At 61.1% G+C, this 14,814-nt stretch carries 12 protein-coding genes, 1 tRNA gene and 1 pseudogene; 8 read left to right on the top strand and 6 right to left on the bottom strand.

Annotation, left to right across the window (positions count from 1 at the left end; genetic code table 11):
- Positions 1-27: 27 nt before the first annotated feature.
- The 6 genes and pseudogenes from LOY45_RS10615 to LOY45_RS10590 all read left to right on the top strand — a co-directional run bounded on the left by LOY45_RS10615 (position 28) and on the right by LOY45_RS10590 (position 6,596).
- Complete coding sequence (locus tag LOY45_RS10615) at positions 28-306, top strand: hypothetical protein (protein ID WP_115087384.1); 279 nt, start codon at positions 28-30, stop codon at positions 304-306.
- A gap of 801 nt (positions 307-1,107) precedes the next feature.
- The gene (locus LOY45_RS10610; protein ID WP_258579099.1) at positions 1,108-1,242 is read left to right on the top strand and encodes a hypothetical protein; all 135 of its coding nucleotides are present in this window, start codon (positions 1,108-1,110) and stop codon (positions 1,240-1,242) included.
- A 269-nt stretch (positions 1,243-1,511) separates the two neighbouring features.
- A pseudogene (locus LOY45_RS10605) lies at positions 1,512-2,140 on the top strand (MFS transporter); the annotation flags it as partial.
- A 147-nt stretch (positions 2,141-2,287) separates the two neighbouring features.
- Complete coding sequence (locus LOY45_RS10600) at positions 2,288-4,705, top strand: glucose/quinate/shikimate family membrane-bound PQQ-dependent dehydrogenase (RefSeq protein ID WP_258579098.1); 2,418 nt, start codon at positions 2,288-2,290, stop codon at positions 4,703-4,705.
- A 103-nt stretch (positions 4,706-4,808) separates the two neighbouring features.
- Positions 4,809-6,074, top strand: coding sequence for a carbohydrate porin (locus tag LOY45_RS10595; protein WP_134062234.1), 1,266 nt, complete (start codon positions 4,809-4,811; stop codon positions 6,072-6,074).
- Positions 6,075-6,164: 90 nt separating this feature from the next.
- Positions 6,165-6,596: an MAPEG family protein gene (locus LOY45_RS10590; protein WP_115087390.1), complete on the top strand. Its 432-nt coding sequence runs from the start codon at positions 6,165-6,167 to the stop codon at positions 6,594-6,596.
- A 9-nt stretch (positions 6,597-6,605) separates the two neighbouring features.
- On the opposite strand, the gene LOY45_RS10585 is transcribed toward LOY45_RS10590, so the two are convergent.
- From LOY45_RS10585 to LOY45_RS10565, 5 genes are all read right to left on the bottom strand, one after another.
- Positions 6,606-7,238, bottom strand: a complete 633-nt coding sequence (locus LOY45_RS10585) for a LysE family translocator (RefSeq protein ID WP_233674340.1) — start codon at positions 7,236-7,238, stop codon at positions 6,606-6,608.
- A 110-nt stretch (positions 7,239-7,348) separates the two neighbouring features.
- Positions 7,349-7,423: transfer RNA gene (locus LOY45_RS10580), tRNA-Gln, on the bottom strand.
- 271 nt (positions 7,424-7,694) lie between these two features.
- Entirely contained in the window at positions 7,695-8,930 is a 1,236-nt protein-coding gene (locus LOY45_RS10575) for a saccharopine dehydrogenase family protein (protein ID WP_115087394.1), read from the bottom strand.
- Positions 8,931-8,957: 27 nt separating this feature from the next.
- The gene (nspC, locus tag LOY45_RS10570) at positions 8,958-10,055 is read right to left on the bottom strand and encodes a carboxynorspermidine decarboxylase (protein ID WP_115087666.1); all 1,098 of its coding nucleotides are present in this window, start codon (positions 10,053-10,055) and stop codon (positions 8,958-8,960) included.
- A gap of 105 nt (positions 10,056-10,160) precedes the next feature.
- Positions 10,161-10,793 (bottom strand): LysE family translocator, encoded by a 633-nt coding sequence (locus LOY45_RS10565; RefSeq protein WP_134062229.1) that lies wholly within the window; start codon positions 10,791-10,793, stop codon positions 10,161-10,163.
- 154 nt (positions 10,794-10,947) lie between these two features.
- Here LOY45_RS10565 and LOY45_RS10560 point away from each other — a divergent pair, with 154 nt between their 5' ends.
- Together LOY45_RS10560 and LOY45_RS10555 are read left to right on the top strand one after the other, a co-directional pair.
- Positions 10,948-11,400, top strand: coding sequence for an Lrp/AsnC family transcriptional regulator (locus tag LOY45_RS10560; RefSeq protein ID WP_258579097.1), 453 nt, complete (start codon positions 10,948-10,950; stop codon positions 11,398-11,400).
- A 304-nt stretch (positions 11,401-11,704) separates the two neighbouring features.
- Positions 11,705-13,522: a di-heme-cytochrome C peroxidase gene (locus tag LOY45_RS10555; RefSeq protein ID WP_258579096.1), complete on the top strand. Its 1,818-nt coding sequence runs from the start codon at positions 11,705-11,707 to the stop codon at positions 13,520-13,522.
- Positions 13,523-13,561: 39 nt separating this feature from the next.
- On the opposite strand, the gene gltS is transcribed toward LOY45_RS10555, so the two are convergent.
- Positions 13,562-14,770 carry a sodium/glutamate symporter gene (gene gltS / locus LOY45_RS10550; RefSeq protein ID WP_115087402.1) on the bottom strand — a complete coding sequence of 403 codons (1,209 nt, stop codon included), beginning with the start codon at positions 14,768-14,770 and terminating at the stop codon, positions 13,562-13,564.
- Positions 14,771-14,814 lie beyond the last annotated feature (44 nt).

Below are 14,814 nucleotides of genomic sequence, written 5' to 3'. Positions count from 1 at the left end.
GGGTGATTTGATCTATGGAGCACAGGAATGATCCATATCGACAGTTGGCCATTACCATTGAAAACTGTCTTCGGCCTCTCCCCTTTTCTGGTCGGTTTGACCGGGTTGATGATGAGTGCGTATATCGCTTGTAGCCGCGATTTCCTTGTGCTGATTTCGGCAATTCAGAGCAACCCCTGGTTTGAGTCGCAGAAGCGCTCGCAGGGAACATCCAGCTTTACGTCGCGTTGGAATTTGGTTTACTCAGCGGCGGTCTTTGTCTGGGTAATGATTGGCGCAGGGCTGGTGCAGGCGAGCAAGTATTGAAACCACCGTGCAGCAGTCAAGCGAACCCGCAATGGATTGCCCACTCGTGATGAACCTGAGCACCTGGCCAATAGGGGCTCAAATTGCTTTTGGCCTGGCCCCCTTCGTATTGTGTTTGTCTGGCTTAGGCATTGGCGTCCATCTCGCTTGTAGCCGACATTTCAAGGTCATGCTCAAGGCCCTTGAAAATAGCCCCTGGCTTCATCAGCAAGTCAACTTGTGGGGAATCACCAGCGTAAGGTCACGCACGCTTGTCGTGGGTAGTGTCTGCGGCGCAATGCTTAGACCGCGCCTTGGTATCCGTAAAGGCGTATTGGACCCAGCGGAAGTAGCAGATTTCCCACCTTATCTAAAACTCCGAATGTACATTTCGTCCTGGTTGACAATTGTAGGATTCGCCTGGCTGATGGTTGGTATAGGCCTGATAAAACTGGGCATGTTTTAGCCCTAACCAACACTCATCCGCAAGGCCATCGAAGGACGATCCTGACTCAAACCTTGAGCGGAATGAGCCGATGATCTCGCCCTGGAAGTAACCGTTGTGTTGGGTGAGTTCTGTGCGCATCGGCTGTTCGATTTCGCAGTAACCCGGCCTGGACGTAATTCAGGCGACACCTAATGTGATGGCTGGACTGGCCCAATCGCGGGTCAAGCCCGCTCCTACAGTGGATCAGTACGCCGGACCCGTGGGAGCTGGCTTGCCTGCGATCGAGCGCGTAGCGGTCGTAATCCAGTCAGCGTCTGATGTGCTGGTTGAACTGGCCTCATCGCCGGCAAGTCCGGCTCCCACAGGAAACGACCATGCTGGAAGATCCTCGAACCTGGATGCCCGGCGTGCAACTGGTTTTCTTATTAACGCCTTTTCTGTTGATGCTATCTGCAATGGCGATGAATGCCTGCGTCGCCTTGAGCCGTGATTTCGACCTTTTTGATTGAGGCAATTCAAGGCAACCCCTGGTTCGAGCGCCAGAAGAACCTATGGGGCACTGCAAGCTTCAAGTCGCGTTGTTACTTGGTATGGTCGGCCTGCGGCGTGGTGATCTGGCTACAGCTTCATGTACGCAGGGGCCACCTCGATGCAGACAAGATGGATAGATTGCCGCCAACCCTCAGGCGCCGGATGATCGTTGAGTGAGTGGCTTTGCCGATTAAGGATAGTGGGAACTCCGGCCTACAAGCACAAGACGGAGAAGACTCATGGCGGCATCCTCGCCTGCCGCACTATCCTCGGCACCGAGGCCTTCGAGGCCTGGGGCTGGCGGATTCCGTTCCTGCTGTCGATCCTGCTGCTGATCGTCTCGGTGTACATCCGCCTGCAACTGAGCGAATCGCCGGTGTTCCAGAAGATGAAGGCCGAGGGCAAGGTCAAATTCACCAGTTCGTGCGACCTGGCCAAGAGCGTGCCGGCGAAAAAACCATCCCCTACAGCAACGAGAACGCTGATCCCGGCACCCTCGCGCAGATCCGCATCGGCGACACGGTGATCCAGAGTTTTGAAGGCACCGGCATGCCGGCCGCCGACTTCAAAGCCCAGAACGACGCCTTCATCGCCACTCTGGGCACCGCCCTCAAGGATGCTGGCTACCCGGAAAAAGCCGACCCGGCCAAGACCAACTACCCGATGGTCTTACTGCTGACCATCCTGGTGATCTACGTGACCATGGTCTACGGCTGGTTCGGCGGCTTCCTGCCGACCGTGGCCTTCGCCATGGTCGCCGCCACCGGCGATATCTACTACGGGCTGTGGTACCCGATCGTCATCGCGGTGATGACGGCGATCCTTGGCACCTTCTTCCTGCCGGAAACCAAGGACCGCGACATCACTCATACCTAAGTCTGATACCCACCCTCTCCCCCTGTGGGAGAGGGCGTTTCAGCTGTTTCCCGGCACAGCGCCAACCCGAGCGAATTATGTACTAACTTGTTAATTAGCTTGCTAAGGGTATAAAATTCGACCACCCCCCTTCGAGTTTTCTTCGATATGACACAGACACCGCGCGTATCTGGCGCCTCAACATTCATCCTGGTTGGCCTGGGGGTGATCATCGCCCTGCTCGGCCTTGCGCTCGCCGCCGGTGGCGTGAAGCTGGTCAGCCTGGGTGGTTCCTGGTACTTCCTGGTCGGCGGTTTGCTGATGGCCATTTCCGGCCTGCTGATCGCCCGCCGAAAACTGGCCGGCGCCTGGCTGTTCGCCGCCTTCCTGGTCGGTACCGCGATCTGGGCCGTGGCCGATGTCGGCCTGGTGTTCTGGCCGCTGTTCTCGCGCCTGTTCATGTTCGGCGCGATGGGCCTGGCGGTGGTGCTGGTCTATCCGCTGCTCAAGCGTGCCGCTGGCGCCACGCCCGGCCGAGGTGCCTATGGCTTGGCGGCGGTGCTTGCAATTGCCCTGGCGGTGGCAGCGGGCAATATGCTCGTCGCCCATCCAAGCGTTGCCCCTACCGGTGACGGCCCGGGCCTGACCGCGGTCGACCCGGCCAAGGCGCAAAAAGACTGGGCCCACTATGGCAACACCGAAGGTGGCAGCCGCTTCGCCGCGCTGGACCAGATCAACCGCAGTAACGTCGACAAACTGAAAGTGGCCTGGACCTACCACACCGGTGACGTAGCCATCAGCGACGGCAACGGCGCCGAAGACCAGCTGACCCCGCTGCAGGTCGGCAACAAGGTGTTCATCTGCACCCCGCACAACAACCTGATCGCCCTCGATGCCGACACTGGCAAAGAGCTGTGGAAGAACGAAATCAACGCCAGGTCGGCGGTCTGGCAGCGTTGCCGCGGCATGGCCTACTTCGATGCCAGCGCACCGATCGCCCAGCCGACCCAGCCGAACAGTTCGCCGATCATCGCCGCCAGCGTGCCGGCCGGTGCCAACTGCCAGCGCCGTCTGCTGACCAACACCATCGATGCGCGCCTGATCGCGGTCGACGCCGACACCGGCGAGTTCTGCCAGGGCTTTGGCAACAATGGTCAGGTGGATCTGAAAGCCGGCCTGGGCAACGTTCCGGACTCCTTCTACCAGCTCTCCTCGGCGCCGCTGATGGCGGGCACAACCGTAGTGGTCGGTGGCCGCGTCGCCGACAACGTCCAGACCGACATGCCGGGTGGCGTGATCCGTGGCTTCGACGTGATCAGCGGGCAGATGCGCTGGGCCTTCGACCCGGGCAACCCTGAAGACCGCAATGCGCCGACCGGCGACAGCACCTACGTGCGCAGCACCCCCAACAGCTGGGCGCCGATGTCCTACGATCCGGCGATGAACACCCTGTTCCTGCCAATGGGCAGCTCGTCCACCGACATCTACGGCGTCGAGCGTACCGAGCTGAACCACAAGTACGGCGCCTCGGTACTGGCCCTGGACGCCAGCAGCGGTGCAGAGAAGTGGGTCTACCAGACCGTGCACAACGACCTCTGGGACTTCGACCTGCCGATGCAGCCGAGCCTGATCGATTTCACCAAGGCCGACGGCCAGTCGGTGCCTGCGCTGGTCATCGGTACCAAGGCCGGGCAGATCTACGTGCTCGACCGCGCCAGCGGCAAGCCGCTGACCGAAGTGGTCGAGACCCCGGTCAAGCCAGGCAACATCCCCGGCGAGCCGTACTCGCCGACCCAGCCTAAATCGGTGGGCATGCCGCAGATCGGTGCCCAGCAGCTGACCGAGTCGGACATGTGGGGCGCGACCCCGTACGACCAGTTGCTGTGCCGCATCGACTTCAAGAAGATGCGCTACGACGGCCTGTACACCGCGCCCGGTACCGACCTGTCGCTGAGCTTCCCGGGCTCCCTGGGCGGCATGAACTGGGGCAGCATCTCCACCGACCCGGTGCATGGCTTTATCTTCGTCAACGACATGCGCCTGGGCCTGTGGATTCAGATGATCCCGTCGCAGAACAAGGGCCAGGCCGCCTCCGGTGGTGAAGCGCTGAACACCGGCATGGGCGCGGTGCCGCTCAAGGGCACGCCGTATGCGGTGAACAAGAACCGCTTCCTGTCGGTGGCCGGCATTCCGTGCCAGGCACCGCCGTTCGGCACCCTCACCGCCATCGACATGAAGACCCAGAAGGTTGCCTGGCAAGTGCCGGTCGGCACCGTTGAAGACACCGGCCCGCTGGGCATCCGCATGCACCTGCCGATCAAGGTTGGCCTGCCGACCCTCGGCGGCACCCTGTCGACCCAGGGCGGTCTGGTGTTCATTGCCGGCACCCAGGACTTCTACCTGCGCGCCTTCAACAGCGCCAACGGTGAAGAAGTGTGGAAAGCCCGCCTGCCGGTCGGCAGCCAGGGCGGCCCGATGACCTATGTGTCGCCGAAAACCGGCAAGCAGTATGTGGTGATCACCGCCGGTGGTGCGCGTCAGTCGACTGATCGTGGCGACTATGTGATGGCGTACGCGCTGCCTTAAATCGCATCGCCCCAATCGCGGGTCAAGCCCGCTCCCACAGCTTCTGTGGGAGCGGGCTTGACCCGCGATGAGGCTTTTACCGACCTCCCAGGAATACCCCGCAATGCCCCGCGCTTCTCGCATCACCCCTGCCCTGCTCCTGGCCCTGGCCAGCTCCACAACCCTGGCCGACGACCTGATGACCCGCAACACCCTGACCGGCGACTGGGGCGGCCTGCGCCACCAGCTCGACGAACAGGGCATCAAGTTCACTGGCGACTACAGCGGCGAAACCGCCTACAACGCCGATGGCGGCCTGCACCGCTCGGCGCGCTATTCACAGAACCTCAAGCTGGGCGTGCAGTTTGATCTGGGCAAGCTGTACGGCCTGGACAACGGCGGCAAGGTCCAGCTGACGGTCAACGACCGCCGCGGCAACAGCGCTTCCGAAGACCTGGTGGGCAACCGCCTGCCGATCCAGGAAAACTACGGTGGCCTCTATACCCGCCTGACTGAACTGAGCTATGAGCGCACCCTGTTCACCCCGGCACTCAACGTCAAGCTTGGTTACATGGCCATGGGCAACGACCTCGGCGGCCTGGACAGCGGCATTCTCTGCAACTTCATGAACGCCGGTTTCTGTGGCCATCCACTGAACATGTCCGGCGGCAGTGGCTGGACCAACTACCCCAATGCGCACCTGGGCGTGCGGGTCAAATACGACCTGTCGCCGGCCTGGCAACTGCGCGTGGCGGCGTTCAACGTCGACCCCGAAAGCAACGGCAATTCCAGCCGCGCCTGGCATCTGGGGCCCAAGCACACCACCGGCACCGTGGTACCGGTCGAGCTGGTGTACAAGCTGTCGGGCGCACTGCCGGGTGAGTACAAACTCGGTTACTACTACGACAGCTCCGATGTCAAACGCATCGGCAGCGACAAACAGGTGTCCGGCCGTGACGGCCATTACCTGCTGGTGGATCAGGCCGTATGGACCTCGTCGAGTTCCGAGGGGCGCAGCCTGCATGCCTTTGGCCAGTACTCGGCCGCCAGCGCCGCCGCCTCGCCGTTCAGCAAGTGGTATGGCGCAGGTGTCGTGCTGTACAAGCCGTTCGAAGGTCGCCCGCGCGACACCGTGGCCCTGGGCTATGGCCGCGCCGTGCCGAACCCGCGCAGCCGTGATGTGCAGCAAGATGCCGCCGCAGCCGCAGGCGTCGCCTACCCCAACCTGGACAGCGCCGAGCAGTTGATCGAACTCAGCTACGGCTACCAGGCCACCCCTTGGCTGACCTTGCGCCCGGATGTGCAATACATCATCGAGCCGGGGGCGTTTTCCGGTGACAACATCGACAATGCACTGGTGCTTGGCCTGCAGGTCAAAGCCACGTTCTAAGCCTTCCTGACAACGGTGAGCGCAGGTTGACCTGTACGCGCAAGCGCGATTCAGGCGATGATCGCGCTCCCCGTTTTCAAAGGAATGAAGATGCCTACGCTGATCTCCATCTATGCCCTCTGCGTGGTCGCGCTGTTTGTGAAGATGCTGGCGATCTCCTGTTATCAGGGTTTCTATCGCATCAGCCGCCTGACCTTCAAAAACAGCGAGGACGCCGGGTTTGTCGGCCGCCAGGCGAGCCCCGAGGAGTTGCCGCAGGTCAGCCGCGCGGCCCAGGCCTGGGCCAACGACCTGGAAAACATTCCGCTGTTTTTTGTGCTGGGCGCGCTGTGCCTGGTGTTCAACCCGCCATTGCTGTTCACGGCCGGGTTGATGGTGCTATTTACCGTCGCACGCCTGGTACACACCGTGACCTACCTGGCGCGCTGGCAACCGTGGCGCACCATTGCCTATGCCGTGGGCATCATGTGCCTGCTGGGGCTGGCGGCCATGGTCAGCATGGGCGCCTTGCGGCATTGGTGAGCGAGCGCGTTATACCGCCCTGGCGCTCAACAACCGCACCCCGAGGCCGATGAACAGCGCACCGGTGGCACGCTTGAGCGCCGCCACCACGCGCGAAGCCTTCACGTGCTTACTGAAGTGCAAGGCGCTAAAGCAGTAGAACGAGTGCACGCCGCAGACGATGGCGGCACTGGTCAGGTACATGACCGCGAACTGCTCGGCGATCGGCCGGCCATGGTCGAGAAACTGCGGCAGGAAGGCGCAGAAGAAAATCAGGGTTTTCGGATTGCTGGCCGAGACCAGGAAGGCTTCAGTGCCGATCCGCCATTTCGATTGCGCTGCCGGCACGGCGACTTCGGCGGCAGCAGTCGAAACCGATTTGCGCGCAAACAGCTGGCGTGCACCGAGGTAGATCAAGTACCCCGCGCCTACCACTTTCAAGGCCAGGAACGCCGTCGGCAACGCCAGCAACATCGCCCCCACGCCCCAGGCCACGGCACTGATGACCAGCAGTTGCGCCAGCAGGTTGCCGAACAAGGTCACGCCCATGCCCGCCGGGCCATGGCGCAAGGCGTTGCGCACGGTCAGCAGTACGTTGGGGCCGGGGGTCAGGGAAGTCAGCAGGTATGCCAGGGAAAAGGTGAGCCAGAGGTGCAGTGCCATGGAGGCAGTCCTTGCCAGGGGGAATAAGTGGCAACAATGACAGTAATTGCATGGGTGTTGCAATTGCTCTGGGAGCGACCATTACAAAGAGGAAAGGTACAACGAGAAAATGGCAGGGGCGGCTGGATTCGAACCAACGCATGGCAGGATCAAAACCTGCTGCCTTACCGCTTGGCGACGCCCCTGTAGCTGTAGCGATGAGTGCCTGGCACTCGCTTGCGATGATGCAACGTGGTGCAACCTGGGAAGTTGCGGGCCTTCGCTGCCAGCCCCGTGAGGACCGTTGCAAGAATGGCTGGCAATTTATCAAACTTCGTTGTGCCTGGGAAGCCCCTGACTGCACAAATTGTTGTTAAAACAGCCACTTACTCTGAATCGAGGCGCCAGATCGGCGCCTCGACCGCTCACCGGGTACACCTAACCTGGTGCACCCGGTGTTTTACCGCTGCGTGGAACTCAGTTCCACGGACGGTCGCCGTTCTCGTCTTTAACCCGAGTCGGCAGGCCCATCACGTCCAGCGCCTTGAGGAACGGCTCGGCAGGCAGCTCCTCGACGTTGACCATGCGCTGCACGTCCCACTCGCCACGGGCAACCAGCAGCGCCGCGGCCACAGGCGGCACGCCTGCGGTGTAGGAAATGCCCTGGCTGTCGGTTTCGGCGTAAGCCTCTTCGTGATCCGCTACGTTGTAGATGAACACTTCGCGCGGCTGGCCGTCCTTGGTGCCTTTGACCAGGTCGCCGATGCAGGTCTTGCCGGTGTAACCCGGTGCCAGCGAGGCGGGGTCAGGCAGCACGGCCTTGACCACTTTCAACGGCACCACTTCCAGGCCTTCGGCGGTCTTGACCGGTTGCTCGGAGAGCAGGCCAAGGTTCTTCAGCACGGTGAACACGTTGATGTAGTGCTCGCCGAAGCTCATCCAGAAGCGCACGTTCGGCACGTCGAGGTTCTTCGACAGCGAGTGCACTTCGTCGTGGCCGGTCAGGTACAGGTTCTGCGAGCCGACTACCGGCAGGTCGTCGGTACGCTTGACTTCGAACATGGTGTTGCTGGTCCACTGGCTGTTCTGCCAGCTCCACACCTGCCCGGTGAACTCGCGGAAGTTGATTTCCGGGTCGAAGTTGGTGGCGAAATATTTGCCATGGGATCCGGCATTGACGTCGAGGATATCGATGGAGTCAATGCTGTCGAAATACTTTTGCTTGGCCAGGGCCGCATAGGCGTTGACCACGCCCGGATCGAAGCCCACGCCAAGAATGGCGGTAACGTTCTTTTGTTGGCATTCCTCGAGGTGTTTCCACTCGTAGTTGCCATACCAGGGCGGCGTCTCGCAGATCTTGCCCGGTTCTTCGTGAATGGCGGTGTCCAGGTAGGCCACGCCAGTATCGATGCAGGCACGCAGCACCGACATGTTGAGGAAAGCGGAACCGACGTTGATGACGATTTGCGATTCGGTTTCGCGGATCAGCGCTTTGGTCGCTTCGACGTCCAGCGCATTCAACGAGAAGGCTTTGATCTCTGCAGGTTGCTTGAGGCTACCCTTGGCCTTGACGCTGTCGATGATGGCCTGGCATTTGGAGATGTTGCGCGACGCGATAGCAATACGACCGAGTTCGTCGTTGTGCTGCGCGCACTTGTGGGCCACCACCTTGGCGACACCTCCTGCACCAATGATAAGAACGTTCTTCTTCAATTTCTCTTTCTCTCCTTTACTGCCAGCTTACGACAGGCTGGACAAGTAGTCTTCGAACCCGAATTCACGAACCAGCTCGACACTACCGTCGAGTTGTTTCACTACGATGGACGGCATTTTCAGGCCGTTGAACCAGTTTTTCTTGACCATGGTGTAACCCGCTGCGTCAACAAACGACAGCCGATCGCCGATGGCCAGCGGACGATCGAATTGGTATTCGCCGAAAATGTCGCCGGCAAGGCAGGATTTGCCGCATACCATGTAGGTGTGTTCGCCCTCGCTTGGCGCCAGCTTGGCGTTCAGGCGGTAGATCAGCAGGTCGAGCATGTGCGCTTCGATCGAGCTGTCGACCACGGCCAGGTGCTTGCCGTTATAGAGGGTGTCGAGCACGGTAACTTCCAGCGAGGCGCTCTGGGTGATCGCCGCTTCGCCCGGTTCCAGGTAAACCTGCACGCCGTACTTCTCGGAGAAGGCTTTCAGGCGCGCGCAGAAGGCATCGAGTGCGTAGCCTTCACCGGTAAAGTGGATGCCGCCGCCCAGGCTGACCCACTCGACCTTGTGCAGCAGATGGCCGAAGCGCTCTTCGATGGTGCCGAGCATCTGGTCGAACAGGCCGAAGTCGTCGTTCTCGCAGTTGTTGTGGAACATGAAGCCGGAGATCTTCTCGATGACGGCTTCGACCTTCACCGGGTCCCACTCGCCCAGCCGGCTGAACGGGCGCGCCGGGTCGGCCAGCAGGTAGTCGGAGCTGCTCACCTGCGGGTTGACGCGCAGGCCGCGGACCTTGCCTTCGGAGGCATCGGCAAAGCGCTGCAGCTGGCCGATGGAGTTGAAGATGATCTTGTCGCAGTTGTCGAGCATCTCTTCGATTTCGTCGTCGGCCCAGGCCACGCTGTAGGCGTGGGTCTCGCCCTCGAACTTCTGGCGGCCAAGCTTGAGCTCGTACAGCGACGACGAGGTGGTGCCGTCCATGTACTGCTGCATCAGGTCGAACACCGACCAGGTGGCGAAGCACTTGAGTGCCAGCAGGGCCTTGGCCCCGGACTGCTCGCGCACGTAGGCGATCTTCTCCATGTTGCGCAGCAGCTTGGTTTTGTCGATGAGGTAGTACGGCGTTTTGATCATTTCGAGGCCCCCGGCCAGGCCGGCCAAAAAAAGGACACGCATTGTGCCTTCCCTTGCTCCAAGTCGAAAGAGCAAAAGCGCTTTTCCCTTGATCAGCGGTCAATTTCAGAGCAACCGAAGGTGGCCGACCCACTGTTCGACGAGCAAAACCGCGGCAATCAGGATCATCGCCAGCCCGGACACCCGGCTGACCACTTTCGCCGCTGCGGGCCGCGACTGCAGCACTGCCTGGGAGCCGAAGCCCACCAGCAGATAGACCACCGCGCAACTGAAGGCATGGACCAGGCCCAGGGTGACGATCTGCACCGGCACCGACCAGGCGGCCATGGCGTCGGTGAATTGCGGCAGCAAGGCCACGAACAGCAGGAAGACCTTGGGGTTGAGGCCGCTGACGCAGGCACCTTTGAATGCCCAGCGCGCCCAGGAGGCCGACGCCTGCGCCTGCCCGGCGTGTGGAACCGAAGGATGGATGAGCATGTTGACGCCCAGCCACAGCAGATAAGCCGAGCCCGCCACGGTCAGCAGCGTGAGGGCCATGGGGGTGCTCGCCACCAGCCCGCCTACCCCGGCAGCCACCACCAGGGTTGCCGCCAGGTGCCCGAGCAATAGCCCGGTCACGGCAGGCACGACCACTCGGCCGCGCAGGCCGGCGGAAATGGCATAGGCCCAGTCCACCCCCGGGGTGATCACGAACAACAACGACACCGCCCAGAAGGCGGCCAGCATGTTCAAGGTCATGGCCGCACCGCCGCGTGCTGTGCCTGGAAGTTTCTTGCCTGCATCGCTCTACCTCGTCGCAAATCTGGAGTTCGCAGGGAGATTAGAGAAAAGCTGATAGGATTATCTTTCGAATATTCCAGAACTACCGGCCAATATAGAAAGGTTCTTCCACATGGACAGGATTGACCGCAAGATTCTTGCGCAACTGCAGAACGACGGGCGCCTGTCGGTGACCGAACTGGCCGAACGGGTGGGTTTGAGCCTGTCGCCCTGCCACCGGCGGGTGCGTGCCCTGGAGCAATCCGGGGTGATCCAGGGCTACCGCGCACAACTGGCGCCGGGTGCCCTGGGGCTGAACTTCTCGGCAATGGTGTTCGTGACCTTGCGCGAAGGTGATCGCCCGGCGGTGAGCGCCTTTGAAGCGGCGCTGCAGGAGATACCCCAGATCGTCGAGGCGCAGCGGCTGTTTGGTGATCCGGACTATCTGCTGCAGGTGGTCACCCGCGACCTGCCAGCCTTCCAGCAACTGTACGATGAGCGGCTGTCGGCACTGCCCAATGTGCAGCGCCTGACCTCGACCCTGGTGATGAAGCGGGTTATCGAGAACCGCTCGTTGCCGATGTGAGCCGCGCGCACAATTGTTCTAAAGCCAGCCGCACAAACGCGCTATGGTCGGGCTTGCCCCCCTCACCCCCCGGAGCCCGCCGTGCCCAGCCAGCACTGGATCGCTCTCGCCCAGGCTTCCAGACTCAAACGACGCCAGCACGGTACTGAAAACCTTCTACGCTGCAAGACAAGATCCAGCCTGAATGACGGCGGCGCTGCAATGCGCTAACGCAAACTGAAAGAGGTACTGCCCCTGACCTGATGTTCTAACAACAACGTTGGCTAAGCCACGAAGGATCGAAGAAATGACAATGAAGTCTGTGTTGGCAGCGGTCAGCATCGGAGTCGGGTGCCTGGCTTCGACAGGTGCCCAGGCCGATGAGGCCATTCTGGACCAAAACTGGAGCACCAAGGATCTTGCGCTCTGGCAGAACACCTCCCAGGGCTCGCGCCTGGTGCCCTTGAGCTGGTTGATGGCGCTGGAGGTCGCAGGCACGCGGAAGGCGTTCCTCTCCGAAGACAACATCAAGGCGTACGGTTATACGCCCCACCTTCTGCCCTTCAATGGTTCCACCTTCCGACTGCCTCGCGGTTTCGTCATCGATCAGGGCGACGACAGGACCCTGACCTTTTCCCGCCTGCGCTGGTACGCCAATCAACGGGACCAGGAGCCCTGGGTAGGCATGAACTGCTCGGCGTGCCACACCGCCAATATTTCCCATGGTGACAATACCTGGGTGATACAGGGTGGCCCCACCAATGCGGATTTCCAGAAATTCCTCGATGCCTTTCGAGAAGCACTGTTTGCGACCGCCGAAAACGAAGAATCATTCGACCGCTTTGCACGAAACGTCTTGAAAGATGCCTACACACCGGCCAATCGACTGCAACTGCACACGGCGCTCAACAGCCTGGGTCAGTTCCTCAAGACCAGCGCCTCACTCAACGCTACCAACCTGGAGTATGGCCCCGGCCGCGTCGATGCAGTGGGGCATATTCTCAACCGGGTGGCGCAACTCAATGGCGCCATCGCTCAGACCCCCAACCCTTCGGATGCACCGGTGAGCTACCCGTTCCTGTGTAATACCCCTCAGCACAATGTGGTGCAGTGGAACGGCGTGGCCCCGAACAAGCGCCTGGGCAAGAACGGCCTGGACATCGGCGCCCTGGCCCGTAACGCTTCGGAAGTGGTCGGCGTGTTCGGTGATGTGGCGATGCAGCATGCCCCGCTGCTCAAGGGATTTGCTTCAAGCGTGCGCGTTCAGAACCTTGACCACCTTGAGCGAACCATTCAGAAACTCAAGCCGCCAAAATGGCCGGAACAACTGGGGAAAATCGACCCGGTGAAAGTCAGCCGAGGCGCTGCACTGTTCGCCAACAATTGTTCGAGCTGCCATCTACCGCTGGCGCGCAACGACCTGACCACACCGATCCAGGCACAGATGACGCGCATTGCTGCGCAGGAAACGCCCCAGACCATCGCAACCGATCCCTGGATGGCGTGCAATGCCGTACAGTTCAGCAGTGCCCCCGGCAACCTTCTAGGCGAACACCTCAATGCAGACCGCGGCCATATCGACCATGGCTCGTCGCTGGTCACTCAACTAGGGGTCGCTGCCCGGGAAATACTGTTGAACCAGAAGAGCGAAATTATCGACCTGGCGTTGCGTGGGGTCTTTCATGTCGACCCCCTGGTGGAACTGGAAGTCAGCAAAGACAAGCAACTGAGCATGATGAAAACACTGCTCCCGCCGCATAAAGCCTATCGACTCGAGCAATGTTATGCGCTGGCCAAGAAGAACACGGTGGAGAAAGGCAAAACAGTCCAGAAATACCCGCTGGCCTATAAAGCCCGTCCATTGACTGGCATCTGGGCAACCGCGCCCTACCTGCACAACGGCTCGGTACCCACGCTTTACGACCTGCTGCTGCCGGCAGAGCAACGTCCCTCGCGCTTCAAGATGGGCTCGACCCAGTTCGATCCGGAAAAAGTCGGATTTATCGATGCCTTCGGGCCCGGCAGTCAATTTACCTACGACACGTCCTTGCCCGGTAACTTCAACTTCGGCCACGACTACGGCGCATCGTCCTTCACCGATGCCGACCGTTATGCCTTGGTCGAATACATGAAAACCCTCTAGCCCGGTGGATGGCGGGGCCTTGCGCCCCGCCTAGCCCCATCAGCTGAACGCGTTGATGAACCAGGTAATCAACGGCAACGCGACGATGTCGATCAGCACCGCACCACACAGCGGCACGATGATGAAGGCCTTGTAGGAGAACACCTTGTAGTGGTCGCAGATGGCGCCCATGTTGGCCACCGCGTTCGGTGTAGCGCCCAGGCCATGGCCCATGTAGCCGGCGCACAGCACCGCCGCATCGTAATTGCCGCCGAACAGGCGAAACAGCACGAAGATGCACAACAGCACCATGATCAGCACCTGCACCACCAGGATCACCAGCAGCGGCAGGCCCAGTTGCTCCAGCTCCCAGAACTTCAGGCTCATCATCGCCATGGTCAGGAACATCCCCAGGCTGATGTCGCCCAGGGTGCTGACGGCGTTGTCGGGGATCTCGATCAGCCGTGCGCGGTCGTTGAAGTTGCGCGCCAGAATGGCAACGAACATGGCGCCGACATACACCGGCAGAACAATCCCCAGGTGCGCCTTCAAGGCATCGCCAATCCAGAAACCGAGCACCATGATCACCAGCATGCAGGTCAGCAGGCGCAGCAGCACCGGCGCATCGAGGCTGACCACAGGGGTTTCGTTGGCTTTTTCCAGGGCTTGCAGGGCATCGGCCTTGTCCGCCTGAACCACCAGTTTCTTGCGCTCGATCAGGTAGCGCGCCACCGGGCTGCCGAGCAGGCCACCGGCAACCATGCCGAAGGTCGCCGAGGCCAGCGCTGCGGTGGTGGCGCCGACAGTGCCGAGGCTCTCGGCGATCGGACCAAACGCTGCGGCCGCACCAAAGCCGCCTTCCAGCGACACCGCACCGGCCATGATCCCCAGCAACGGGTCGATGCCCAGTGCCTTGGCCATGCCCACGCCGACCAGGTTCTGCACCAGCGCCAGGGCCCAGCAGGCGCCGAGGTAGACGAACAGGATCTTGCCGCCCTGGCGCAGCAAGCCAAGGCTGCCCCCCAGGCCCACGGTGGTGAAGAACGCCACCATCAGCGGCGTTTGCATGGCGGTGTCGAGCTTGATGTCCAGCCACTGCTGGTCACGCAGCAGCCACACCACCAGGGCGAAGCCGAAGCCGCCGATGACCGGGGCCGGGACACAGAGTTGGCGCAGCCAGTAGCTGTGCTTTTTCAGTTGTGCGCCCATCGCCAGCAGCAATAGCGCCAGGGCGACGGTGGTCAGAGCATCGAGTTGCAGGGTCAGCATGGTTAACACTCTTCTTTTTATAGTTGGATCAGGGGGTAAGGGTT

This window comes from Pseudomonas wadenswilerensis (assembly GCF_024749185.1).
GTDB classification, from domain to species: domain Bacteria; phylum Pseudomonadota; class Gammaproteobacteria; order Pseudomonadales; family Pseudomonadaceae; genus Aquipseudomonas; species Aquipseudomonas wadenswilerensis.
Note: the sequence above shows the minus strand (reverse complement) of the source record. Positions and strands in the feature narration are given on the sequence as shown.

Coding starts and splice junctions, on each gene's coding strand:
- LOY45_RS10595 (WP_134062234.1), top strand. CDS start 4,809: ATGCCCCGCGCTTCTCGCATCACCCCTGCCCTGCTCCTGGCCCTGGCC.
- LOY45_RS10615 (WP_115087384.1), top strand. CDS start 28: ATGATCCATATCGACAGTTGGCCATTACCATTGAAAACTGTCTTCGGC.
- LOY45_RS10585 (WP_233674340.1), bottom strand. CDS start 7,238: ATGGCACTGCACCTCTGGCTCACCTTTTCCCTGGCATACCTGCTGACT.
- nspC (WP_115087666.1), bottom strand. CDS start 10,055: ATGATCAAAACGCCGTACTACCTCATCGACAAAACCAAGCTGCTGCGC.
- LOY45_RS10560 (WP_258579097.1), top strand. CDS start 10,948: ATGGACAGGATTGACCGCAAGATTCTTGCGCAACTGCAGAACGACGGG.
- LOY45_RS10565 (WP_134062229.1), bottom strand. CDS start 10,793: ATGACCTTGAACATGCTGGCCGCCTTCTGGGCGGTGTCGTTGTTGTTC.
- gltS (WP_115087402.1), bottom strand. CDS start 14,770: ATGCTGACCCTGCAACTCGATGCTCTGACCACCGTCGCCCTGGCGCTA.
- LOY45_RS10600 (WP_258579098.1), top strand. CDS start 2,288: ATGACACAGACACCGCGCGTATCTGGCGCCTCAACATTCATCCTGGTT.
- LOY45_RS10590 (WP_115087390.1), top strand. CDS start 6,165: ATGCCTACGCTGATCTCCATCTATGCCCTCTGCGTGGTCGCGCTGTTT.
- LOY45_RS10610 (WP_258579099.1), top strand. CDS start 1,108: ATGCTGGAAGATCCTCGAACCTGGATGCCCGGCGTGCAACTGGTTTTC.